The sequence below is a fragment of the Pseudoalteromonas sp. APM04 genome, from assembly GCF_022809815.1.
Taxonomy (GTDB): domain Bacteria; phylum Pseudomonadota; class Gammaproteobacteria; order Enterobacterales; family Alteromonadaceae; genus Pseudoalteromonas; species Pseudoalteromonas marina.
In genome coordinates this window covers 2,440,181-2,463,491 of the sequence record NZ_CP094441.1, presented here as the reverse complement: position 1 = coordinate 2,463,491, position 23,311 = coordinate 2,440,181, and the positions used below count along the sequence as shown (strand labels likewise).

The following is a 23,311-nucleotide window of genomic DNA, read 5'->3' as shown; positions in this document are numbered from 1 at the left end:
AACGTGGACGGTGTCCACTTTATCGGGTGAAGATCACTGCTAAAATTTGGCTCAGTTTCGCTTCGCTACACATTTTAGCCAAACATTATCAGCCCCTTAACAGGGCGTTGGTATGACTCCCATTGTCAAGTTAAACGCACTGATCCTTGCCTAACTTTTTAAGCCATAATTATTTTAGCTCGAATTAGAGCGAGTTAATACATAGGATGAAGCAAGTAATGTCGTCGGTTATCTTGCTGATATTCGTTGGTTATTACTATTTCTAGTAACAGAGCAGACCTTACTTATTTCGTCGTGGCACCTGTCTTCAGTCTATGTTCGTGGTTCAATGCAGCGTTAGCTGCATTGCCATCCTAACGCCGTCGGTGGTTGTGCCACACCCGATGCTTGATCCCATGCATTAACTCTAATTCTTTTATCATGCGGGTACTCTTGCCAATCTAAGTTTTTTATTCACTGGCGTAAGCACCACTTCTCTTGCAATAGCCCATATGTACGCAATCATTTCTCGGGCAATGGCGGTAACAACCAGATTGTAGTGTTTCCCTTTGGCTATCATTTTTTTATAGCGTTTGCAGAGCCTAATCTGTGCTTTCCACGCAATATCAATAATGTCCTTTGGTAAACCTTCTTGTCGTTTTTGCATATCTGTGGATATATTTGCTGCATAGCGATAAGTATGTGCACCTTCCACAAGAAGGCGCCTTGCTCGGCCGTTCCCGCATTTTGTGATGGCGCCAATATGGCGTTTGCCACCACTCGAGTGTTCACTGGGTACAAGACCGAGATAACTCATTAATTTGCGGGGATGGTCGAAACGCGATAAATCGCCAAGCTCAGCAACAACGCCAGTGGCGACCAACAAACGGACACCACGCATAGCTTGTATTGCTTTTACTACAGGATAATAACGCCACTGGTGAACGTGGTGTGTTAGTTCATTATCTAGCCGCTCAAGTCGGCTTATTCGTTCGGTAATTGTGTGTAAAAATTCTTGTAAGACGATGTGCTGAGCGGGGTGTGGCAACACAAGCTCAGTGAGCCAACGTAAATGTTTTTGTGACCAATTCGCAGTGCCTTTGTAATTAATATTATTGCGAAGCAGCAGCGCCTTTAATTGATATTTGGCATCTTTTAAATCCTTCATGGCTACTTCGCGTGCACGAGATAAATCACGTACAGCTTCATCTTCAGGCTCAGGAACATAGATAGGTGTTAAATCTTCAGACTTAAGTAATTTAGCAAGCTTAAGGGCATCACGTTTATCGGTTTTAATTTTCTCACCAGGTTTTTTAGGAATAAGAGAAGGTGCAACCACATAACAGCAATGGCCAAGGCTGGTAATTAATCGGTAAATCCAATAACCACATGGGCCAGCTTCATAAACAAAATGAAGTGTTGCGCCAGGGTATTTCGATTCGAACTGGCGAACAAGCTTTTGAACGGCCATTTTGGAAGACGAAACTCGGCCAAGATGAACAGGTTGCGCACCTCTATGTTCTTCAATATAGGCAACTTCATTGAATTCTTTATGTGTATCAAGACCGATAAAAAGTATGCTATGTTTATTCATGTTAGCCTCTGCTGTTTAGTTAATTGACAAACTAATTATGGCTCTGGCTTTGAATTAAGCTAACCCACGAAAAGCGGAGGCTAACACCGTGTGGGAGTCATTATGTCTAGTTTTTCAAGGAGGAATTAAGTTTGAATAACATTTTTGCCTACACGGGGATCGTTGCTTCGATTTGGATTGTATTAGGTATTTTTATTGCTTCTCGCTTCTATCCAAACTACAGCCATTCAAAACAGTTCTGTAGTGAACTCGGCGCTTTTGGTAGCCCTACTCAAAAATTGTCGCCTGCAATAAACAATTACCCTTTAGGTGCGCTGTTCGTTCTTTTTGGGTACTACTTAATTAATTCATATCAGTCTCATGTACCAACTGTAGTAATAGGCGCTATGGTCATCATTCATGGCATATGCACTTGGGTTTGCGGCTTCTTTCCGATGGATGCCGACGCTTATACAAAGTCGCCCTCCCAAAGTTGCAAGATACACACATGGTCAGGCTTAATTATGCTCCTTTCATTCATCATCGCGCCGATGATAGTTACTTTTTCTGGTTTTTATCCTGCACCACTTCGATTTATTTCAGCCTGTTGTATTGTTGGCTGCTTTTATTTTTCATTTAGATTAGCAAAAGCTCTCGAACTAAAAAGCGTTCCAGGCCTTCATCAGCGGCTAAGTTATGGTTTTCAAATACTGTGGTTGTTTATTTATTCAATCTTCGTGGTAGCATAAAAACTAAAAAACGCATTAACCACTCGCCATGCTCGCTAGGGACAAAAACACGTAGGCCTCCTTCGCTTCGCTTGGTATTGTAGCCCACGTATTTTTGCCCGTTATGCGGGTGTTGGTATGACTCCCATTGTCAAGTTAAACGCACTGATCCTTGCCTAACTTTTTAAGCCACAATTATTTTAGCTCGAATTAGAAGGGAGGGGGTCAGATCTTGACTTCAGACATTTAAAATCTTCAATGTGTACAATTGGCTGTTAGTTCAGCCACTAAGTTGAGTCTCGTTACTTGCAACATTTCCCCTATGTTTAGCCTGATTGTAATTTGATATTTTCAATGAATTTGTTTTATTAAAAGCGATTTTTGTTCCTTTTAAATGGCCAGTCGCTCTTGCCGTTCAGTAACTTTACCTTGATGTGTATGTTCAATTTAACAATATATCTTACTTTACTTGTTAGTTGAGTTTCGTCTGGTACAATCAGTCAGTTATTCGCGTAAGCGAAACGTTGTAGATTAATTCGAGTGGGAATTGGATGAGAATTTTTAAAGCGAAAAGCCCAGCAGGATTTGCTGAAGAATACATAGTTGAGTCTATTTGGAATGGCGATTTCCCTCCAGGTTCAATTCTACCAGCTGAGAGAGAGCTCTCTGAGTTAATTGGCGTAACAAGAACCACATTACGCGAAGTGTTACAGCGTTTAGCGCGAGACGGCTGGCTAACTATTCAGCACGGCAAACCAACAAAGGTTAATAACTTTTGGGAAACGTCGGGCTTAAACATATTAGAAACGTTAGCACGTTTAGATGAAGATAAAATGCCTGAGCTGACAGATCAGCTATTGTCTGCACGAACAAATATAAGTGCTATTTATACCCGTGCTGCGATTAAGCTTAATCCTGAACGTGTAATTGAAATTTTATCATTAAGTCACGAACTTGAAGATACAGCACAAGCATTTGCTGATTATGACTATAAAGTGCATCACGAATTGGCCGTTGCAGGTAATAACCGAATTTATGTTTTAATTTTAAACGGTTTTAGAGGGTTCTATTCTAAAATTGGTTGTCATTACTTTTCAGATCCGGGTACCCGCGAGCTTGCCCGTCAGTTTTATAAAGATTTAACTGTATTAGCGCAAAATAATGAGCACGATGGTGCAATTTCGATGATGCGTAAATATGGTCATCAAACGGGTGAAATTTGGCAAAAAATTCGTGGCGATATGCCGTCGGATATAATGGACTAAACATTTAAAAAAAAAACCTGCATTTGCAGGTTTTTTGTATTTGCGGTGTTTTAATTTTCTGTTCGGTATTTTCGATTGCCCGCATCGGTAAATACGATTATCTTTTTTAAAACTTTATATCTAATATACAAAAAAATTATGTGTAGGTGCTATTGGTTTTTAACTTTTAGCGCCCATATATGTACCAGCATTGCGAAAGCAATTGAAAACAAACTCAAAATATTTGGAGAATAAAATGGGTGTATTAGTAGGCCGCCAGGCACCAGACTTTACCGCTGCAGCAGTTTTAGGTAATGGTGAAATTGTAGATAGCTACAATCTACACGAAACAATTAAAGGTAAAAAAGCTGTAATCTTCTTTTACCCATTAGATTTCACGTTTGTATGTCCTTCTGAACTTATTGCATTTGATAAGCGTTTTGAAGAGTTTAAAAAGCGTGGCGTTGAAGTAATTGGTGTTTCTATCGATTCTCAGTTTTCTCATAATGCATGGCGTAACACGCCTGTAGCTGACGGCGGTATTGGTAAAGTACAATACGCACTAGTTGCAGACGTTAAACACGAAATTTGTAAAGCATACGACGTTGAACACCCTGAAGCGGGTGTTGCATTTCGTGGTTCGTTCTTAATCGACGAAGAAGGTAACGTACGTCATCAAGTAGTTAACGATTTACCTCTAGGTCGTAACATTGACGAAATGATCCGTATGGTTGATGCACTAGCGTTCCACAGTGAGAACGGTGAAGTTTGTCCTGCTGGTTGGACTGAAGGTAAAAAAGGTATGGATGCAAGCCCTGAAGGTGTTGCTAAGTTCCTTTCTGAAAACGAAGGCGAGCTATAATTTAGCCCTTTTGTTTAAATAAAAAAACCGCCAGTTGGCGGTTTTTTTATTTATGTAGCGTTTAGAAAGAAAAGCTTACTTTAGTATAGATATAACGACCGCGTGGGTTATGAACACCCGAGGCGTAGCCGTATAAATCAGAATCACCGTCACCAATTGCAAATGGTGGCTCTTCATCAAATAAGTTATTAATACCTAACGATACTTTAGCAGAGTCAGAAACACGGTAAGACGTTTGTAAGTCAACCAGTGTTTGCGAGTCAACCATACGTGATGTATTAGTATCGAAATCTAAGTTACCATCGAAGTCGATATCTGGTGTATCTTCAAACTCACCAACATAACTAATGTTTAAGTTAGTGTTAAACGCGCCCATTTCCCAGTTAGTTGAGAAGATAAAGCGGTGCTCTGGGTACCCATATTCACCGGTATAATCGCGGCCATCTTTTTCAAATTTATCTTGGTATGCCCATTCTAAATTGAATTTTAATAAGCCTAAATCGTCAAGCGAGTGATTGTAGTTTGTTGAAATATCAACGCCCGACACTTCTTGCGATGATACGTTTTCAAAGGTGCTAAATATTTTTTGAATAGTACCTAACGCATCGCCACCATTTGGTGATAAACGAACACATACTGTGCTGTTTTGGTTATTACATTCAGAGGCGTAAATAGGGCCAAATTCTTGCTCGTCAATTTTGTTATCTTGTGTGATGCTCCACACGTCTACGCTCAGACCAAATTCGGCTGTTGGTGCCCAAATAAAGCCAACGTTCCAAGATTCAGATTCTTCTGGTTGTAGATCGGGGTTACCTGCAAACTCAATGTTGTAATCAAGTGCGCTACAGTCTTTCCCTGTTGCTTGACAGCGGTACGTGTCTACAAAAAACTGACTTTCTTGAGATGGACCTAAACCAACTTGTGCAAGAGAAGGGGCTCTAAAGCCTTGCGCCCATGAACCACGAACCGTAATTTCATCGGTTGGTGCCCAGCGAAGTGCAACCTTTGGGTTGGTAGTGGTGCCAAAGTCGCTGTAGTCATCGTAACGACCAGCCAGTTGTAGCTCTAGGGTTTCTGCAAGTGGAATTGAAAACTCAACATACGCGGCGTACTGGTCTCTGTTTGCTGATGCAGATACAGATTCAGTACCAAATATTAAACCACGTTGGAATTGATCATCTGGGATATCGCTGACGTCTTCTTCACGGTATTCGATACCAGCGGCCATCATTACAACATCGTCGCCAAAGCTAAATGCTTCACCAGTAATGTTTGCGTCAAATGAAGTCATATGCGATTCGCCACGACGAACAAGGCTGGTGGTAATTCTGTCTACAACTGCCGGGTCGTTGTATGTACCGCCGAATGGGTTGTAATTACCTGCGTCAATTTCTTGTTGTAAGAAATCAGTACGAACCCAACCTTGCGAGCGGTCGCCGGTTTGCATTGATTTACTGCGACCTTTTTGTACTGCTGTTTCCCAGCTCCAGTCGTTAATTTCGCCTTTTAAGCCAGCCACAATTCGCATTGTGTCTGATTCAATATCCCATTGGCGGGCACCCGCGTCTACAGTACGGTAGCGGCCAATTTCGATGTCTTGCCCAAATGGGTTATTAGGATGATTTGCTGGTACCGTTAGGCCTGCATCTTCGTCAAGTGGGGTTGGTGCACCCGCTGCAACCGACGTATTGTGCTGAACGGCCATTTCTAAAAAGCCCGTAATGCCATTGTCAAAGCGATATTCAAATTGCGATATTGCGCCAATACGTTCAGCAGCTGGGGCTATGTAGCCAAACGGGCCATAATCAAATAAACAGCTTCCGCTTGCAGTTGCGTTTTCTGCTGGGCAATCTGGGTCAATTGTTTTTACACCATCAACGTAAAAGTAGCCAGGGAAGCCACGAGATGAACGGAAATCTTCACCGCCATAAGGAGATTGGTTTGCGGTACCCAAGCGGCCCATTTCATCTGATGAAAGCGATGTGTTTTTAAAGTAATCAATGATTACTGACGCACTGCTTTTTTCGCTAGTGGTACCCCAAACAACACTTGCTGTCGTTTCTTCATAGTTAGGGCCATCAGTGCCGCCGTACCCTAAGTTTACCTCTACGCCATCGATATCTTTTTTCAAAATAACGTTAACAACACCGGCTACAGCATCAGAGCCATAGATTGCAGATGCACCGTCTTTTAAAATATCTATTCGTTCAATAGCCGATACTGGAATGCTGTTTATATCGACAAACGAATTAGTTATCCCTTCTGCAAACGCACTAATTGAGACTCTGCGCCCGTTAATCAGTACAAGTGTTGCGTCGGCACCTAAGCCTCGCAAGCTTACAGCGGCAGCTCCATTTGCCGTCGAATCTTGGTTGTTACCACGTGTAGAAAAAGTACCACTGCCTGCAACAGGCATTCTTTCGAGTAGTTGTTGAAGGTTATCGTAACCCATGTTTTCAATATCGGCTTTACTGATTGATTGCACTGGTGATGGGCCTTCAATGTCAGAGCGTTTAATACGCGAGCCTGTAACTTCAATGCGTTCTACTTTTTTTGCTTCTTCAGCGGCGTAAGTTGTTGTTGTAAAGCCCGCTGATAATGAAAGTGTTGCGCCAATAATAATACTTGGCGTAAATGCAATTGATTGCTTCATCCTTAAATCCTTGTTGATATGTAATAAGTTTAGTTGCTCAATACCAATCCTTTTAAATTGTTAAATAAATCCCATACTTAAGCGGATTGATATAACAAGCGACGACATTAATATCATGTAACTTAAGTGTTAGCAATGAGACTGAAATGTGATTTTAGTATGGGTTTTAGTGTGATTTGGGATGATTTTAAAGCAGATGTTATGCGCTGAAGCAGGTTTAAATAGGCGCATATGCTTTATTTTAGAAATAAAAAATACAACCTCATTGAGAGTAATAATTAAATTAATTGATTCACAATAAAATTGTAATAAATTATTTATAGGTATATTTAGGCTGAATAATGGTCTTGTTGTGTATTAATAAAACAAATGGCGCTTGGTTTTTTTATAAAAAAAAGCCTAACTGAGTTAGGCGTTTTATTTAAACTTTGTGCTTCATTAAGCGCTCTTTTTCGCGCGACCAGTCTTTATTTTTACCGTCTTCGCGTTTGTCATGCATTTTTTTACCTTTTGCTAAATGAAACTCAAGTTTCACCCAACATTTTTTCCAATACATGGCTGTAGCCACTAATGAATAGCCGTCACGTTCAGTTGCTCCCACTAAGCGGTCAAGTTCTCGTCTGCTTAGTAAAAGCTTTCGGTAACGCATAGGGTCGCAAATAACGTGAGTAGAGGCACTATTTAATGGTTGAATTTGACTACCAAGTAAAAATGCTTCGCCGTTTTTAAGATGTATATAAGTTTCAGAGATATTTACTTTACCAGCTCGGATACTTTTTACTTCCCAGCCTTGTAGTTCGACACCTGCTTCAAACTTATCGTGTAAAAAATACTCATGTCGCGCTTTTTTGTTTAGCGCGATGGTATTGCTTGTCGATTTTGATGAATTTTTCTTAGCCATAGTGCCCTATAATATACGTAATGTGAGATGTTTTACATCGATTTTTAGTAATGATTTTAAAAAATTAGATCTAATTTATGCGTCATGAAAGTTTGGGGAAACGAACAAAGCTTGCTAAAATTCGCCCACACATTTGGGAGTGAGTATGCCACAAATTGAAAAAAGTGCGCTGGTTATGTACAGCACTAAAGAAATGTTTGATCTAGTTAATGATGTAGAAGCTTATTCTCAGTTTTTACCAAATTGTTCTGATTCAAAAATTGTTTCGCAGCAGCATAATAACATGACCGCGAGTATAGAAATATCTAAGGCGGGTATAAAAAAGTGGTTTACCACCGAAAACACCTTTATAGACGAACAAACCGTGTTATTAAAACTGGTTGATGGTCCATTTAAAACGCTTAAAGGGCGTTGGCATTTTCAAGCATTAGATGCCCATGCATGCAAAGTTTATTTAGAGCTTGAATTTGAATTTTCGAGCAAAATTATTGAGCTTGCGTTTGGTAAAATTTTTAATGATGTTGCAAAAAATATGGTAAGTGCTTTTACTTCGCGGGCTAAAGAAGTATACGGAGCGCGAATATGATTAACATTGAAGTTGTTTTTGCTTTACCTACTACTGCAACCTGTTTATCGATTGAGGTGCAGCCAGGCTGCACGGCCGAACAAGCGGTTATTCAGTCGGGTATTATTGAAAAGTGCCCTGAAATAGACGCAAATGCACTTACATTAGGTGTATGGAATAGAACGGTTAAGGCAAACTACGAATTAAAAGATGGTGATCGTATTGAAATATACCGTCCATTAATTGCAGACCCTAAAGATGCACGAAGAAAACGCGCTGAAAAGGCAAAAGAAGAAGGCCGAGCAAATAAAATAACGGGTGGTCGCCCACTCGAGCGATAATTTAGGTATAAAAAAAGGTAAGCAAAGCTTACCTTTTTACTTTAGCGACAATATTATTGTTCTAAAGGGGTGTTGAAATTTTCTGGCTGATCGTAGTCACCTGAAAGCGAAACAAGTTTTTCATTTTCAAAGTTAATCACTAGCTCTTTATGTTGCTCGTTTTCACGGCCTTTATTAAAGCTGTAAACATAACGCCATGTGTTGTTATCAAAAGCATCTGTGGCAATAGGACGGCCTAATACATAAATAACTTGGTCTCGAGTCATGTTTACACGAAGCTTTTCAACATCCGATTGCTCTAAAAAGTTACCTTGAGGGATGTTTATTCTGTATACCCAGCTAGAGCAACCTGCTGCAGAGCTAAGTGTTAAAGCGACGATAAGCCAAAGAGAAAAAGTTTTTAACGACTGCATTGTTTGTTGTGATCCTTATTTTTTATAATCTGCATGATACCGATTAGTCACTGAAGGTAAAACCCTTTTAAGCAATTGTTTTGAGTTAAGGGTATTAAGGTAATATTTTGACCACCAATAATGAAAAAAGTTTACAAACCCTAGAGCCAAAAACACATACTTCAGGCACTTTATGGCACTTGTACATAGTGCAAACACGGTTTGGGCACTGGTATACCGGCATTACTACTAATGTAGATAAGCGCTTTGCAACGCATCAAGCGGGTAAAGGGGCGAAAAATTTAAAAGGTAAAGGGCCTCTTATACTTATTCATCAGCAGGAAGTTGGGAGTAAAAGCGAAGCGAGTAAGCTTGAGTGTAAAATAAAAAAGTTACCAAGGGCAAAAAAAGAGGCTTATGTTTCAGCGTTTAAATCATCATAATGATGGTGCGCTAACTTTTTAATAAAGCCCTCTATTGCGAGTACGGTACTTACATACTTAGGTATATCAATGTGCTGTACGGTGTCTTTAGTTGTGTGGTGGTGAGGGTCGTGACCCATTCCAAAGTAAACATACGGTATGTTGTTTTGCGCAAATGAATAATGATCGCTTGCCTTATGCCAATCAATATTTTGTGATTTAATTAGCCGATTCATTTGTTTTGACGAATAGACAGGTTTGATTGTTATTTTAGTGTTATTTAAGGCGGTGAATACGGGCTTAAGTTTTTGTTTTAATGAATAGGATGTTAATGCATACACGCGGGATTTATGTTTTTTCACCCCAAGCATATCTAAATTTATATTCATTAAAACGTTATTTGAGTTAAGCGTTTGTGCAAAGTGTTTACTGCCATGTAAGCCATTTTCTTCTGCGTCAGTTAATACAAATACCAATTCGTAAGGGAATTCTTTATTTTGTAACGAAGACGCCAAGTAAAGCAGGGCAGCAACGCCTGTTGCATTGTCGTTTGCCCCAAAATAATATTTTCCACCTCGCTTACCAAGGTGATCGTAATGGGCTGTAATAATTATTTTTTGACATTGTGTTGATTTGGTGGGCACTGCAATAATATTAATGCCTTGTGCATGCTCAAAAATGCCTGACTTATAAGTAAACGTTTGCTCACTTACATTTAGGTTAAACTTAGAAAGCCTACTATGTAGGTATGCTCGCGTGTTTGCTGCACCTTCTGTTGCTGTTTTTCGGCCCATGAGCGGATTGCTTGCTAAATGGTTTAAATCATCAATAAGCTGAGTGTGAAGGGCATTCCCATAACTATTAGCGCACACACATATTAAAATTAAGCATAAAAAGTATTTAATGGTCATAACTTTGCTGTTAATGAAAGTAATGCGTTTAATTTACTCTCATAACGTTTTTTGTCATGTAAAAAGTCAGCTTTTTTACCTGCTTGTTCAAGATGGTATATCGCTTTTTGGGTGTTTCCCCATTTAAAGTACACGCTAGCTTGACCAAAGTGGCTTTCGTGTAATGAAGGCGCAAGGCTATAGGCTTTTTTATAATGTGCTAATGCAAGTGCAAAATTAGATTGCTCAAACTCTGTATTACCAAGGGATACATGGTAATAAGGGTTGTTTTGACGCTTGATGTGTAATTTTTTTAAGATGTCAGTGCCTAACTCCGAACGGCCTGTTAGCTGATACAAAACAGCCAAGTTACCTTTTGCAGTATTGTTGTTTTGATTAAGCAATATTGCGTGGGTGTAGGCTTTTTCAGCTTCAGTTAAGTAGTTTAATTGTCTAAACAACACGCCTAAATTCCCCCATCCAGCACTAAAACTAGAGTCGACTTTAACTGCATTACGAAAGTAGTTATAAGCTAAGTCGTACTGCTTATTAACAAGTGCAATAGCCCCTTTATTGTTATAAAACATGGCTGTGATAGTGTTTTTGCTAATAGGTGTTGTTTTAAAGCGAGCCTGACGGCTATTAGGGTCAAAGTCTATTATTAAGCGTTTTTTGCCTTGGTAAATAAATACCGACTGGTTAGAAGGTTCAGTGGCGGTATCAATACTTAAGTTAATGTGGCCTGTCAGTAGGTTAAATCCATTGTTAAGAGCCCAATATTCTGGGATATGAACGTTATTAAACCGTGCTTTTATATCTAAATAGTCAGCAAGGCTATACGCTAAAATAGAGAGCGATAAGTAATTTGCATTTAAGTTTTTAAAGGTTTGTGATGCGGTGAGGGTTGCCCCCGATTGATATGAAAGCGAATCATCACCATTTTTAAGTAAAAAGCTCAATATATTGTGTGCTAGCGTTTGGGCAGATTGCTTACTTTTTAAATGGCTTTTGAGCTGCTGCTTGAGGCTGTCGCTGAGAGTAAAAATTTCTTCTGGTGATTCTAGAGTATGTAACTCAAACGAATTTATTTGGAGCAGTTTAACTGGTGGTGCGACAAGCGGTGTTGAGCTGCATGCGCCCAGCGCAAATAGCCCTACAAATATGATCAAAAACTTAAATTGATTAGTTTGCATATCCACCTCCAAACTAATTGTAGTCGCAATTTTGTTTAGAGGAGGTGTTTAATACCAATTCGCGTTGATATCAACCCATTGGGATCATTGATTAAGCGAATTGGTATAGTTCAGAGATTTTAACGGTGTTTTTCAAAGGTTGCTACTAAGGCATCTAATGTTTGAGCGCTGCTTGCTAGGTCACGAATAGCTTGCTCAGTATTCATCTGCTCACTCATGGCGTTGTCGCTAATTTCGCTAATTTGCTCAATGTTACGCCCTACATCGGCTACTACATTACTTTGTTGTTCGGTAGCCGTTGCAATTAGGGTTGCCATGTCATTTATTTGATTAGATGTTTCGCTAATCACATCAAGTAACTCAACGGAGTTTTGCATGGCCCCCACACTTTGCTGCGCTTTATCTTTTGACTGGCTAATATCTTTTACTACGTCATCTGATATTTGGGTCAGCTCTTCAATCATTGATTGAATTTCGTTGGTTGATTGTGAAGTGCGGTTTGCCAGCGCTCTTACCTCATCGGCAACAACCGCAAACCCTCTGCCATGCTCACCAGCACGAGCAGATTCGATTGCCGCATTTAACGCCAATAGATTTGTTTGTTCTGAAATACTGCGAATCGCATCAATAATACTGGCAATATCAACCGTCTTTTTAGAGAGCAGTGACACTTGCTCTGTTATGCCGTCAATGTCGCTTGCAAGCGCAGAGATAGTTGCTTGGCTTTGCATTACCTGATTGTGGCTTTGCATTGTGTTTTCGCGACTGCTATCGGTAAGTTTGGCGGCGTTAGCTGCGCTTTGAGCAATCTCTTGCACAGTTGCACCCATTTGGTTAATGGCTGCGGCTACAGAAATAGTTTGTTCTTTTTGGCTGTCTATAGCCTGAGAATTACGTTTAGCTTGCTCAAACACATGGTCGGAACTGCGCTTTATATCGTGGCTTTCTGTGGCAACTTGGCCAATGGCCACTTCAATTTTACTAATAAACTGATTAAAGCCCGCGCTTAAGTTATTAAGCTCGGCTTGGCTTGATTCGGGTAACCTGTATGCTAAGTTTGCGTCGCCAGAACCTAAACGAGAGAATAATTCGCCCATTTTAAATAACGGCGAAGACAACGAACGCGCTAATAAGTAACTAATTAGGCTAGCAATTAAGGCAATGATTAAAGTAAATGTAAATATTTGCCACTGAAGCGTGCTTACACTTGCAAATACTTCACTCTTTGGTACTTGAGCCACAATAAATAAGTCGGTGTTTTCTATCGGGGTTGCTGCTACAAGGGTGGCTTGGCCATCGAGGTCGATTTCTTTTAACCTAAATCCGTTTGAGCTTAATATTTCATTACTGATATTAGCTTCATACACCGAATCAATATTTGCTTTTGCTACTTTATTTGAATCTTTGTGCAATTGAATAAGGCCGCTTTTATCAGCAATAAATACAAACCCTGTTTGCTCAATTTTAAATTGTTGCAGTAGCTTTTGCATGTCAGTGATACTTTTTGCAAGTCCTGCTAAACCTTTACCATTAACTTGTTGGTGGTTAATGAACATTTTTACGTCGTTCACTGACTCTTGATAAATACTGATAGAGTAGGGTTTTCTTGATTCTTTGAAGGCAAAAAACCACCCATCGGCTTCATCGTTTTTTAATACGCGTAAAAAACCATCCTGATTCCAGTATTGTGCGGTGTTTCGGTTAGCCCACGATGCAGTGGCTAGGTCGTATTGTTCTACCAAGCGGTTTAGCTCTTTTAAAAGCAATGCATCGTTATTATTAGTTTGTGACCATTGTAAAATAAATTCGTTTGATGAGAGTTGCTCTGCAGCACCAATTAGCATATTTATTTCACCACCAATGTGGTTACTAATTGTTTGCAGCTTACCTGGTAGCTCTGACTCAATCATGCGTTGTTCTATTATATCTTCAGAACTGTATAACGATGTAATGCCAATGAGTGCTGCAACAAAAATAGCGATGCCACTGCCAAGTGCTGTGATTTTTTGAGTAATAGAAAGGTTTTGTATCATTTTATAATAATTTTTTACAACGAAGTAGAATATGATGTTAGCACACAATTTATTTAGAGTTAAATAATGCGAATGAACAAAAAAATAGCCTCTTTTTAACTAAACTATAAGGCATAAAAAAGCCCACACGCAAAGCATGTGAGCTTGGTTTCTAACAAGCGAAACTTAAAGGATAACGTTAAACAATTTTTTTCATTGCTGACATGTAGCCACGTAATTTAGCGCCTACTATTTCAACCGGGTGCTCACGCAGCGCTGTATTAATTTCAATTAACGCTTTGTTGTCTACCTGGTTACTTTGCTCACCTAAGCCTTTACCAATTACATCTGTGTCAATATTTTTCATAAAGTCAGCAAGTAATGGTAAGCAAGCATGGTTATATAAGTAACACCCATATTCAGCGGTGTCTGAAATAGTACGATTCATCTCAAATAACTTTTTACGTGCAATGGTATTAGCAATCAGCGGTGTTTCGTGAAGCGACTCGTAGTATGCTGACTCTTCAATAATGCCTGCCGCTGTCATAGTTTCGAATGCAAGTTCAACACCTGCTTTAACCATAGCGACCATTAAAATACCGTTGTCGAAGAATTCTTGTTCTGAAATTTCTACATCACCAGCGGGTGTTTTTTCAAAATTAGTTTCAGCTGTTTCTGCGCGCCATTTAAGAAGGTTAGCATCATCGTTTGCCCAATCTTCCATCATTACACGTGAAAATGTACCGTCGATGATGTCGTCTTGGTGCTTATTATAAAGTGGACGCATAATAACTTTTAGCTCTTCACTAAGTTCAAATGCTTTCACTTTTGCTGGGTTAGATAAACGGTCAAGCATGTTTGTTACGCCGCCGTATTTAAGAGCTTCTGTGATCACTTCCCAACCAAATTGAATTAGTTTAGATGCGTAACCTGCATCAATTCCTTTTTCAATCATTTTGTCAAAACATAAAATAGAACCCGTTTGTAACATGCCGCATAAAATAGTTTGCTCACCCATAAGGTCTGATTTAACTTCAGCAATGAATGACGATTTAAGCACACCTGCGCGGTCACCACCTGTGCCAGCAGCGTAGGCTTTAGCTTGTGCTAGGCCATGACCTTGTGGGTCGTTTTCTGGGTGAACGGCAATAAGTGTTGGTACACCAAAGCCACGTTTGTACTCTTCACGTACTTCAGAACCTGGGCATTTAGGTGCAACCATGATTACAGTGATATCTTCGCGAACCTGCATGCCTTCTTCAACAATATTAAAGCCATGTGAGTAAGCAAGTGTAGAACCTTGCTTCATTAACGGCATGATGGCGTTAACGACTGCTGTGTGCTGTTTATCTGGCGTTAAATTAAGTACTACGTCAGCTGTTGGAATTAGCTCTTGGTAAGTACCTACAGTAAAGCCGTTTTCAGATGCGTTTAAAAATGATTGGCGGCGCTCAGCAATAGCTGAATCGCGTAACGTATAAGACACGTCTAAACCTGAATCGCGTAGGTTAAGGCCTTGGTTTAAACCTTGTGCGCCACAGCCTACAATAACTAGTTTTTTACCTTTAAGTGCGTTAACACCGTCTGTAAATTCGCTTGCGTCCATAAATTCACATTGCGCTAATTGCGCTAATTGTTCGCGTAAAGGTAAGGTATTAAAGTAATTCGCCATTGTTAGTGTCCTATAAATATGTTTGTTAGATGCGCTGTATTTTGCGCTTGTAAACACCATATTTAAAAATGTTACTTGCGTAAAATGATATATTTGAATTAAAGTATTTCAAAATATGAAATACTGGTGTTACTATGGATCATAAGCATTTAAAATATTTTTTAGCGTTGGCTAAAACACTGCACTTTGCTAGAGCAAGTGAGCTTTGCCATGTGAGTGCGCCTACATTAAGTCGTAATATTAAACACCTAGAAGAAGAGGTGGGCGTTGCGCTATTTATGCGCGATAACCGCAGTGTAAAATTAACAAAAGAGGGAGAGTCTTTTATTGATTACGCCACTGCTACCCTTGCTAACTGGCAACGATTTAAAGCTAATGTGAAAGAGCCACAGCAACATATTTATGGAAAAGTCAGTATTTATTGCTCTGTTACCGCGTCTTATAGTTTTTTGCATCAAATTTTAGAGCAACTCAGAGCGCAGCATCAGTATATAGAAATAACCTTAAATACGGGCGACCCTGCGTTAGCTATAAACCGTGTGCTGGATGGTCATGAATCAATGGCAATAGCAGCTAAACCCGGTAAATTACCCGCGCAAATTGCTTTTGTAGATATAGGCCATTCACCATTAGTGCTTATTGGGCCAAAAGTTCAATGTACGATTACTGAAAAATTAACATCAAACAATACAGAGCTTGATTGGTCTGAATTAGAGTTTATTGTGCCTGAACAGGGTTTTTCTAGGCAGTGCCTAGAAATGTGGTGGCGAAAAAACAATATTCACGGAAAAATTTATGCACAAGTGGCGGGGCATGAGGCAATGGTGTCTATGGTTAGCCTAGGATTTGGTGTAGCAATGGTTCCTAAAATAGTATTAGATAACAGTCCACTAAAAGATAAAGTACAGATACTCACACCAAAAATGCAAGCCCCTGAAGGCTTTGACATTGGCTTAGCAGTTTTAAGAAAAGAGCTCAACGACCCCGCTATTAGTGCTTTGTGGAATATTGCACAAACTTTAGACGCAAAAGCGATTTAGATTTTTTTACCGTTAAATAAGTTCATAAAATAGTATTATTATGGCTTGCGTAAAGGTTTACTATTACTTAACATTGAATGCTAATAATAAAAATGACGCTTGAGAGTTCTTTATGAATAATGCTGTATCACTTTCTCATTCCGCTCAGTATTTAAAAAAAGCAGTACCCATGATGGTGAAGTACCGTATGCCGGTAACGCCTATTAATTATGCTATTTGGTATTGCTATTTTCAGGGTAATAAACCGTCTTTAAACATTGAATTAGATCAAGTTATTTCAGAGCACCAAACATGCACTCAAAGTAAAGCAAAAGAAATATTTGATAAGCACCTTAGTGATGAAGATTTAGCTCTTTTTCAGGAAATGTCGGATAAATTTCATAATACGGTTGAAAATATCCAGCAAGATATAAGTATCACACTTGGTCATTCTAAAAGTTTCAGTACTTCACTGATTGACTCGCAGAACGAAATAAACAACCTGATAGATACTAACTCTTTTAACGATATTCTTGGTTGTGTTGAGCGATTGACTGATGAGTCTATTGCAATGCAAGACTCTGCTCGCGAATTTCAAACAAAGTTATCGGTTGCATATAATGAAATTAAAGACTTAAAAGAAGCGCTTAATCTTTCTAAAGAAGCTGCCGACACAGACCCATTAACAGGTTTTTATAACAGAGGTAAATTTGACTCTGATATTAATGACTTTTGCCGTGAGTACTCAGAGCAAACGACAGAAAGCTCCCTTGCTGCACTGATTATGTTTGATATTGATCACTTTAAACGATTTAACGATGACTTTGGCCACCAAAAAGGCGATGAAGTTATTAAGCTAGTGGCAAAAAAAGTAAAAGAAAACTTAACTGACAAAGCAAAAGTGTATCGCTACGGAGGAGAAGAGTTTTGTATTACTGCTTATTTTGACACCATAAATGATTTAGTTGCTTTTGCTGAGTGTATAAGGCAAGAAATTGCGAAATTAGCTATTCGTAAAAAACAAGATGTAAACAACAAACGTGCAATATCAGCAAGCTTTGGTTTAGCTATGCTACGGCCGTTTACAAAAAGCTCAGTGCTGGTTGAGCGTGCCGATAGAGCACTTTATATTGCTAAGACACATGGACGCAACCGAGTAGAAATAGCCCCTGATATCTAATTTTTATAAGGGGTTTAAACTTTTACTTTGTGTATAAAAAGTGTGAATGATTGTAATCAGCTACAGATAGTTTTAGGTAACCTTGTTACTATCCGTAAATGAATAATTTTATGTTCTGATTTACGCTGATGCGGTTTAATTTCTTTCTATTTACCATTCTTTGTTTAAATTTTTTGCTCACTTGTTTTACATTAAGTGCCAAGCCAAATACGTATTCGGATCAAGAGTTCTCAGAGCAGCATGTTCAATCTCATAAGCTAATTTTTAGTATTAACGCAGGGGTCGGTGTGATCACTAACCCTTTGCGTGGTGGTGATAATGTTCCTTTAGTCGTTATTCCTCAAATAGCGTTTTATGCTGAAGATTGGTTTTTTGATAATGGCCGTTTAGGCTATTCTTTACTTCAAACTTCTAAACACCAATTTAACGTTGTTAGCGAGCTTAATACTGAGTCTCGTTTTTTTATAGATTGGCATCCAAGTAATGTGCTTACGCTGCAAAGCAGCAATGCAGATAGCCCATTTTATTTGCAAGCTGCAGAGGCCTCATCAGTAAAAAATGTTAATTTAAATGACCTTCATAAACGCCACCTAGCCTTAGACACAGGGCTTGCTTATCATTATGTGAGTGATCACCATGTGTTTTCTGTTCAACTACTACATGATGTGACAAATGTTTATAACGGTGTTCGCGGTGCATTACAGTGGCAATACCATACTCAACTTGGGCCCGTAAATATTAAACCATCGTTTGGATTAAATTATAAATCTGCGGAACTAAATACCTATTATTATGGCCTTAAAGACGGCGAAACTTTATTGGGCCATGTTGAGGTTGCCAGCAGTTGGCAACCTTATGCAAAAATTGATGGGCGATTACCCTTAAGAGATGAATATTCTGTTCGTTTCCATTTAGCTTATTATGACTACTCGGCTATTAATGATAGTCCGCTGTTAGAGCGTGACTATTCAATGACTGCATTTATAGGATTCGAACGCACTTTTTAATATGAAACAATTTATGGTCATTTTATTTTTAGCGCCACTACTTATCCCCCTCAGTAATGCGCAAGCTGCGTCGTTTACTGTGTCACCCAAAGTATGTGTCATTTCTCAGGTACATGACTTTTGCGATCTTGATTTAAAGTTTGAATGGCAGGGCGATGTGGTGGGGGATGTTTGCATATATGAACAGAGTAAAAAGATACATTGCTGGCAACAGCAGCGCGCAGGAGAGTTTAATTATAAAGCGCGTGTTCAGGTCGAAACCATATACTCCTTAATCAATTCGGAATCTGGCGTGTTAATAGCTAAAGCACAGGTTGAAGTACAAAGTACTCATGTACAAAAAAGTAGGCGTCGGCTTCGTTCACCATGGAGCTTTTTTTAATTTAGGAGCAATCAATGCCAAAAATTCTACTTGTTGAAGATGATCTTGGTTTACAGCAACTCACAAAAGATTACCTTGAACATAATGGATTAGAAGTCGCAGTTTTAGAACGTGGTGATGAGGTGTTTGGTTATTTAGAAAATAATCACGCCGATTTAATGATCTTAGATGTTATGTTGCCGGGCAAAGATGGATTTAGCGTGTGTCGTCAAGTGCGTGATAAGTTTTCTTTACCAATTTTAATGTTAACCGCTAAAAGCGAAGATTTTGACCAAGTGTTGGGTTTAGAACTTGGCGCAGATGATTATGTTATTAAACCAGCTGAGCCTCGTGTGTTACTCGCAAGAGTCAATGCGCTATTACGCCGTGGTCAAACAGTGACAAAAACGAGTGAAGAATTACAGTTTGGTGATTTAATCATTGATAAGACCAGCCGTATAGTGCAACTATCTGACAAAGAGATAGTGTTAACGTCGCATGAGTTTGAGTTACTTTGGTTGTTAGCCTCAAACGCTGGCCAAGTGCTTAGTAGAGAGCATGTACATCAACATATGATTGGTCGCCAATATGACGGGCTCGATCGCACCGTTGATGTTCGAGTGTCTCGTATCCGTAAAAAGCTGGGTGATAATAGCGACAAGCCATTTCGTATAAAAACAGTATGGGGTCAAGGCTACTTATTTGTTTCCGATGCGTGGGATCTATAAATACAAGGTTAATAGGCATTAATGGGAAAGCTGTTTGCAAGTTTATATATTTATATTGTGGTTTCATTGTTTGTTGTTAGCGGTGTTATAGAACAATTATGGCCATATGATGAATCGCAACAGCACGTTTTTCTTGATGACGAATTTGGGCAGTCGCTTTGGCTGCTTTCACAAACACCCAATGGATTAGCAAAATTAAAGGAGCACTACAAAAGCCTTGTTATTAATCGTACTGATTTAGCACTACCTCAAGAACAACTGGCTCAGTTAAATAGTCAGCACTATCTATATTTATATGACAAACAACAGCGAGTTGTTTGGTATATTACCCTCAATGACAATGAGCTTTTGCAGGTAGGGCCTATAGGATTAGATACCCCCGTAACGACCTCTGTATGGCCATACGTATTATTGCTCACTATTGTGGGGATTCCTGTAGGCTTATGGAGCTTTCTACTTTGGCGTGACTTCTCTAAATTGCGTAATGCATGTAAAGCCGTTGAAGGTGCTCAAGACTTTCAACTCTCTGATACTTCCAAGTCGTTTTTTTTACCAATTACTGAAACACTCAGTTTAATGCAACAACGCATCAGTTTTTTATTAAACGCTCAACAAGAGCTTACTTCGTCGGTTTCTCATGAATTTAGAACCCCCTTAGCTCGCTTAAAGTTTGCAACAGTAATGCTAGATGAACGTTTATCAGATGAAAAAAGTGAAGTTTATATTGCTAATATGAACAGCGATATTAATGAGCTTGAAAGTTTAGTTTCTGAGATGCTTGACTACGCAAAACTAGACTCTCAACAACCTAGCCTACAACCATACCCAACTGATTTGGTTGAGTTAATAAAAGTTAGCGTTGAAAAGCTTAATTTTGATAAGAAAATTAATTTGGATGAAGCATTACCAAGTAGTTTGATTTACCAATGTGATCCGCATTTTATGGCGCGCGCTTTTCAAAATTTAATTGGCAATGCAATTAAATACGCTAATAGCCAAGTTAAAATATCGCTTGTTACTCAGCATAACGAAGTACAGTTTGTAATTGAAGATGATGGCAGGGGCGTTGCTGAAATAGAGCGAGAAAACGTATTTAAGCCCTTTACGCGGCTTGATAAAAGTAGAGGCAAAAAAACAGGTGGATTTGGCCTTGGGTTAGCGATTGTTGCTAAAATTATTGCTTGGCATCAGGGAAGTTATCGTGTTGAACATTCGTCTTTAGGTGGAGCAAAGTTCATTATTAGCTTACCCATAGAGCAAAACTAAAAAATAAAAAAAGCGCCAAAAGGCGCTTTTTTTGTGGTTAAAACCAAAATCAACAAGTAGCAATTAAATAGACCGCCAATTTATAAAATAGTTTCGTAAAATTTTATTTTTTTTCTAGCAATGGCATAAGCATTTGCTCTAAGCCATTTAGTTTAACCTCGTACATCATAGCTAACTGACTGCCTAGTTTTGAATCTGGAAAACCTTGCTGCTTAAACCAAACTAAGTAAGGTTCGGGAAGTAATAGTAATGGACGACCTGAATATTTTCCAAATGGCATTTTAGTGTTTATGGCAATTTTTAATTGTTCCGGATCCATAGGTTTGCTTTTTGGTGTATCAATGGGGTTAGTGTAAGGTATTTTAGAGTAATAAAATAGGCTGTGACGGGCAAGAAACAGCCTATTGAGTGAGGGAGTAGGCCCTCTGATTTAAGAATTTTTGTTGGTGTAAAAAGCCCGACACAACTTTTGTTAGCTGGAGTCTAACTAGGTTGTATTTAACATGGGTTATATTTAACCAACGAAGACAGTTTACCTGTTTTTTGCAGACGTGGTGCATGCACTTGTAAAGGAATGTAAATACAATTGCTTTTTATTTATTTACTAATGAAAAAGAATTATTTTTGTGCCTTTACACATAGTAAATACTATTTTTCACCAAACAATTCTTGTTTTACATGTTCAGCAAAACCACTACCGGCTTCTAAGTAAAAGTTATACGTTGAGTGTACCCCCATACTTTCAAGCTCTTTTTGTTGATCTGGGTAGTTTGCAATTGCAGTAACTTGCCCTGTGTAACCTGACGCTTGAAGCTGCTCTAATGCAAAAATGTTCTGCATGTGTTTTGGCATTGCTAACATGACCATTTCAACGTGAGAGTGGTTTACACGTTGCCAAAAATCAGGGTCGGTAGCGTCGGCAATCAGTACTTTACGGCCTCTACTTATATGTTTATCGACAACTTCGGGTTTTATATCTATACCCGCTACTAAATTGGGGTGAGTCATATTGATAGTTTCATAAGCACCGGTGCCAATACGACCCATACCAAAAATAACAATTTTTGTATCATTAAGGTTTACTGGTAATTCTTCGGCTAGACGTGTTTTGCTTTCAAACTTTACTAACCAACTTTCTACTTTTACATATAATTCATTAGAGCGTTTGTTAAGGGGTGAGGCAATAACAAAGGTAATAGATACCGCAATAGCCATAACGGCTAACCATTCAGGGGTAATAATACCTGTTGAAGCTGCAACAGCACATACAATCAAGCCAAATTCACTGTAGTTAGATAAGGTAAATGCGGTAAGTAGCGAGGTACGTGCACGTAATTTAAACGCGTTAGTAAACACATAATAAAGAATAACTTTAGCAGGGAGTACAAAAATAAGCACAATGGCAATGATGAGCGAATCAACTGTTAGTTCAGCATTTAAACCAATGCTTAAGAAAAAACCGACAAGTAAAATATCTTTTAAGTTGAGTAAGGATTTTGATAGCTCGCCCGCTTTTTTATGTGGGGCAAACATCATGCCTATGATCAGCGCACCCAAATCACCTTTAAGGCCTGCAAATTCAAATGCGTTATAACCAGCAACAAGCGCAAAAAAGAAACCAAATAAAGGAAGCAGTTCACCATGTTTAGAACGGTTGAGCATAAAATACATAATAGGGCGTATTAAAGGCAAGGCAATAACAATAGCCAGCGCCCAAATGTTGGGTACTTTTCCTGTACTAATAGCTAAAAATATAACCGCAAAAATATCTTGCATTACAAGTATACCAATAGCGATTTTACCGTGTAGGCTGGCCATTTCACCGCGCTCTTCTAATACTTTTACCGCAAATACAGTGCTTGAAAAGCTAAGAGCAAAGCCGACCAACAAGGCACTTTGCCAGCTTAAGTCAACAAAAAGGGGCAGGGCAAACACACCTAATAGCAACATGAAACCGCTAAAAATAGCGCTACTAAATATAATATGAAGGGAAGCAGGTGCCCACACTTGAGGTTTTATTAAGCTTTTTACTTTAAGTTTTAAGCCAATACTGAACAGTAATAAAGTAACGCCCAATGCGGCAATTGTATCAAGTAATTCTGTACTTTTATAACCTGCTAGATTCAGCGCAAAGCCCGCCAGCAAAAAGCCAATAAGAGGGGGAAGTTTTAATTGATAAATGGCAAAACCACACACAAATGCGGTAGCAAAGTAGATTAGTTCCATAATACTTAAAATTACATCATTTGGTACTGCAGTGTAGCTAAAAACAGCGATTAATGAAAATTAAATATACCACTTGAGCTTTGTTTATTTAGTCGCT

Annotated in this window: 22 protein-coding genes; 12 read left to right on the top strand and 10 right to left on the bottom strand. The window is 39.0% G+C overall.

The window, feature by feature from the left end; translation table 11 throughout:
* Positions 1-418: 418 nt before the first annotated feature.
* Positions 419-1,573, bottom strand: coding sequence for an IS110 family transposase (locus tag MTP24_RS11405; protein WP_138740772.1), 1,155 nt, complete (start codon positions 1,571-1,573; stop codon positions 419-421).
* A 131-nt stretch (positions 1,574-1,704) separates the two neighbouring features.
* Here MTP24_RS11405 and MTP24_RS11400 point away from each other — a divergent pair, with 131 nt between their 5' ends.
* The 3 genes from MTP24_RS11400 to MTP24_RS11390 all read left to right on the top strand — a co-directional run bounded on the left by MTP24_RS11400 (position 1,705) and on the right by MTP24_RS11390 (position 4,386).
* Positions 1,705-2,301, top strand: coding sequence for a DUF998 domain-containing protein (locus MTP24_RS11400; RefSeq protein ID WP_243531253.1), 597 nt, complete (start codon positions 1,705-1,707; stop codon positions 2,299-2,301).
* A gap of 530 nt (positions 2,302-2,831) precedes the next feature.
* Positions 2,832-3,545 carry a fatty acid metabolism transcriptional regulator FadR gene (fadR, locus tag MTP24_RS11395; RefSeq protein WP_006793939.1) on the top strand — a complete coding sequence of 238 codons (714 nt, stop codon included), beginning with the start codon at positions 2,832-2,834 and terminating at the stop codon, positions 3,543-3,545.
* Positions 3,546-3,780: 235 nt separating this feature from the next.
* Positions 3,781-4,386 (top strand): peroxiredoxin C, encoded by a 606-nt coding sequence (locus tag MTP24_RS11390; RefSeq protein WP_006793938.1) that lies wholly within the window; start codon positions 3,781-3,783, stop codon positions 4,384-4,386.
* A 61-nt stretch (positions 4,387-4,447) separates the two neighbouring features.
* On the opposite strand, the gene MTP24_RS11385 is transcribed toward MTP24_RS11390, so the two are convergent.
* Together MTP24_RS11385 and smpB are read right to left on the bottom strand one after the other, a co-directional pair.
* The gene (locus MTP24_RS11385) at positions 4,448-7,039 is read right to left on the bottom strand and encodes a TonB-dependent receptor (RefSeq protein WP_039038522.1); all 2,592 of its coding nucleotides are present in this window, start codon (positions 7,037-7,039) and stop codon (positions 4,448-4,450) included.
* A gap of 421 nt (positions 7,040-7,460) precedes the next feature.
* Positions 7,461-7,940: an SsrA-binding protein SmpB gene (smpB, locus tag MTP24_RS11380; RefSeq protein ID WP_006793936.1), complete on the bottom strand. Its 480-nt coding sequence runs from the start codon at positions 7,938-7,940 to the stop codon at positions 7,461-7,463.
* 145 nt (positions 7,941-8,085) lie between these two features.
* Here smpB and MTP24_RS11375 point away from each other — a divergent pair, with 145 nt between their 5' ends.
* A complete protein-coding gene (locus tag MTP24_RS11375; RefSeq protein ID WP_006793935.1) occupies positions 8,086-8,526 on the top strand; it encodes a ubiquinone-binding protein in 441 nt (146 codons plus the stop codon).
* Entirely contained in the window at positions 8,523-8,846 is a 324-nt protein-coding gene (locus MTP24_RS11370; protein ID WP_008130063.1) for an RnfH family protein, read from the top strand. The genes MTP24_RS11375 and MTP24_RS11370 overlap by 4 nt, the downstream gene beginning before the upstream one ends.
* Positions 8,847-8,899: 53 nt before the next feature.
* Here MTP24_RS11370 and bamE read toward each other — a convergent pair whose 3' ends face one another.
* A complete protein-coding gene (gene bamE / locus MTP24_RS11365; protein ID WP_006793933.1) occupies positions 8,900-9,259 on the bottom strand; it encodes an outer membrane protein assembly factor BamE in 360 nt (119 codons plus the stop codon).
* A 107-nt stretch (positions 9,260-9,366) separates the two neighbouring features.
* Between bamE and MTP24_RS11360 the strand changes: the two genes are divergently transcribed.
* Complete coding sequence (locus tag MTP24_RS11360) at positions 9,367-9,681, top strand: GIY-YIG nuclease family protein (RefSeq protein ID WP_006793932.1); 315 nt, start codon at positions 9,367-9,369, stop codon at positions 9,679-9,681.
* Here the strand turns inward: MTP24_RS11360 and MTP24_RS11355 are convergent.
* The 4 genes from MTP24_RS11355 to ilvC all read right to left on the bottom strand — a co-directional run bounded on the left by MTP24_RS11355 (position 9,654) and on the right by ilvC (position 15,427).
* Positions 9,654-10,571, bottom strand: coding sequence for a M20/M25/M40 family metallo-hydrolase (locus MTP24_RS11355; protein ID WP_243531250.1), 918 nt, complete (start codon positions 10,569-10,571; stop codon positions 9,654-9,656). The two genes, MTP24_RS11360 and MTP24_RS11355, sit on opposite strands and share 28 nt — an antisense overlap.
* On the bottom strand, positions 10,568-11,743 hold the full coding sequence (locus MTP24_RS11350; protein WP_243531248.1) for a tetratricopeptide repeat protein: 1,176 nt from the start codon (positions 11,741-11,743) through the stop codon (positions 10,568-10,570). The genes MTP24_RS11355 and MTP24_RS11350 overlap by 4 nt, the downstream gene beginning before the upstream one ends.
* 119 nt (positions 11,744-11,862) lie before the next feature.
* Complete coding sequence (locus MTP24_RS11345) at positions 11,863-13,776, bottom strand: methyl-accepting chemotaxis protein (protein ID WP_243531246.1); 1,914 nt, start codon at positions 13,774-13,776, stop codon at positions 11,863-11,865.
* A gap of 178 nt (positions 13,777-13,954) precedes the next feature.
* Complete coding sequence (gene ilvC, locus MTP24_RS11340) at positions 13,955-15,427, bottom strand: ketol-acid reductoisomerase (RefSeq protein WP_010557222.1); 1,473 nt, start codon at positions 15,425-15,427, stop codon at positions 13,955-13,957.
* A gap of 134 nt (positions 15,428-15,561) precedes the next feature.
* Here ilvC and ilvY point away from each other — a divergent pair, with 134 nt between their 5' ends.
* The 6 genes from ilvY to MTP24_RS11310 all read left to right on the top strand — a co-directional run bounded on the left by ilvY (position 15,562) and on the right by MTP24_RS11310 (position 20,988).
* Entirely contained in the window at positions 15,562-16,467 is a 906-nt protein-coding gene (gene ilvY, locus MTP24_RS11335; RefSeq protein ID WP_203986469.1) for an HTH-type transcriptional activator IlvY, read from the top strand.
* Between the two features lie 112 nt (positions 16,468-16,579).
* Positions 16,580-17,626: a GGDEF domain-containing protein gene (locus tag MTP24_RS11330; RefSeq protein ID WP_138740202.1), complete on the top strand. Its 1,047-nt coding sequence runs from the start codon at positions 16,580-16,582 to the stop codon at positions 17,624-17,626.
* Between the two features lie 287 nt (positions 17,627-17,913).
* On the top strand, positions 17,914-18,633 hold the full coding sequence (locus MTP24_RS11325; RefSeq protein WP_243531244.1) for a MipA/OmpV family protein: 720 nt from the start codon (positions 17,914-17,916) through the stop codon (positions 18,631-18,633).
* Positions 18,634-18,646: 13 nt separating this feature from the next.
* A complete protein-coding gene (locus MTP24_RS11320) occupies positions 18,647-19,015 on the top strand; it encodes a DUF3019 domain-containing protein (protein ID WP_243531242.1) in 369 nt (122 codons plus the stop codon).
* Between the two features lie 14 nt (positions 19,016-19,029).
* A complete protein-coding gene (locus MTP24_RS11315; RefSeq protein ID WP_006793922.1) occupies positions 19,030-19,722 on the top strand; it encodes a response regulator in 693 nt (230 codons plus the stop codon).
* A gap of 21 nt (positions 19,723-19,743) precedes the next feature.
* Positions 19,744-20,988: an ATP-binding protein gene (locus tag MTP24_RS11310; protein WP_243531240.1), complete on the top strand. Its 1,245-nt coding sequence runs from the start codon at positions 19,744-19,746 to the stop codon at positions 20,986-20,988.
* Between the two features lie 103 nt (positions 20,989-21,091).
* Here MTP24_RS11310 and MTP24_RS11305 read toward each other — a convergent pair whose 3' ends face one another.
* Both MTP24_RS11305 and MTP24_RS11300 read right to left on the bottom strand, forming a co-directional pair.
* Entirely contained in the window at positions 21,092-21,307 is a 216-nt protein-coding gene (locus tag MTP24_RS11305; RefSeq protein ID WP_006793920.1) for a DUF3820 family protein, read from the bottom strand.
* Between the two features lie 329 nt (positions 21,308-21,636).
* Positions 21,637-23,214 (bottom strand): cation:proton antiporter family protein, encoded by a 1,578-nt coding sequence (locus MTP24_RS11300; RefSeq protein ID WP_243531238.1) that lies wholly within the window; start codon positions 23,212-23,214, stop codon positions 21,637-21,639.
* Positions 23,215-23,311 lie beyond the last annotated feature (97 nt).

Excerpts from the sequence above, each read along its gene's own strand:
- MTP24_RS11320 (WP_243531242.1), top strand. The coding sequence starts at position 18,647 with ATGGTCATTTTATTTTTAGCGCCACTACTTATCCCCCTCAGTAATGCG.
- MTP24_RS11350 (WP_243531248.1), bottom strand. The coding sequence starts at position 11,743 with ATGCAAACTAATCAATTTAAGTTTTTGATCATATTTGTAGGGCTATTT.
- MTP24_RS11405 (WP_138740772.1), bottom strand. The coding sequence starts at position 1,573 with ATGAATAAACATAGCATACTTTTTATCGGTCTTGATACACATAAAGAA.
- MTP24_RS11370 (WP_008130063.1), top strand. The coding sequence starts at position 8,523 with ATGATTAACATTGAAGTTGTTTTTGCTTTACCTACTACTGCAACCTGT.
- MTP24_RS11390 (WP_006793938.1), top strand. The coding sequence starts at position 3,781 with ATGGGTGTATTAGTAGGCCGCCAGGCACCAGACTTTACCGCTGCAGCA.
- MTP24_RS11300 (WP_243531238.1), bottom strand. The coding sequence starts at position 23,214 with ATGGAACTAATCTACTTTGCTACCGCATTTGTGTGTGGTTTTGCCATT.
- MTP24_RS11345 (WP_243531246.1), bottom strand. The coding sequence starts at position 13,776 with ATGATACAAAACCTTTCTATTACTCAAAAAATCACAGCACTTGGCAGT.
- MTP24_RS11375 (WP_006793935.1), top strand. The coding sequence starts at position 8,086 with ATGCCACAAATTGAAAAAAGTGCGCTGGTTATGTACAGCACTAAAGAA.
- MTP24_RS11355 (WP_243531250.1), bottom strand. The coding sequence starts at position 10,571 with ATGACCATTAAATACTTTTTATGCTTAATTTTAATATGTGTGTGCGCT.
- MTP24_RS11385 (WP_039038522.1), bottom strand. The coding sequence starts at position 7,039 with ATGAAGCAATCAATTGCATTTACGCCAAGTATTATTATTGGCGCAACA.
- MTP24_RS11330 (WP_138740202.1), top strand. The coding sequence starts at position 16,580 with ATGAATAATGCTGTATCACTTTCTCATTCCGCTCAGTATTTAAAAAAA.
- ilvC (WP_010557222.1), bottom strand. The coding sequence starts at position 15,427 with ATGGCGAATTACTTTAATACCTTACCTTTACGCGAACAATTAGCGCAA.
- MTP24_RS11305 (WP_006793920.1), bottom strand. The coding sequence starts at position 21,307 with ATGGATCCGGAACAATTAAAAATTGCCATAAACACTAAAATGCCATTT.
- bamE (WP_006793933.1), bottom strand. The coding sequence starts at position 9,259 with ATGCAGTCGTTAAAAACTTTTTCTCTTTGGCTTATCGTCGCTTTAACA.
- MTP24_RS11315 (WP_006793922.1), top strand. The coding sequence starts at position 19,030 with ATGCCAAAAATTCTACTTGTTGAAGATGATCTTGGTTTACAGCAACTC.
- MTP24_RS11310 (WP_243531240.1), top strand. The coding sequence starts at position 19,744 with ATGGGAAAGCTGTTTGCAAGTTTATATATTTATATTGTGGTTTCATTG.
- ilvY (WP_203986469.1), top strand. The coding sequence starts at position 15,562 with ATGGATCATAAGCATTTAAAATATTTTTTAGCGTTGGCTAAAACACTG.
- fadR (WP_006793939.1), top strand. The coding sequence starts at position 2,832 with ATGAGAATTTTTAAAGCGAAAAGCCCAGCAGGATTTGCTGAAGAATAC.
- smpB (WP_006793936.1), bottom strand. The coding sequence starts at position 7,940 with ATGGCTAAGAAAAATTCATCAAAATCGACAAGCAATACCATCGCGCTA.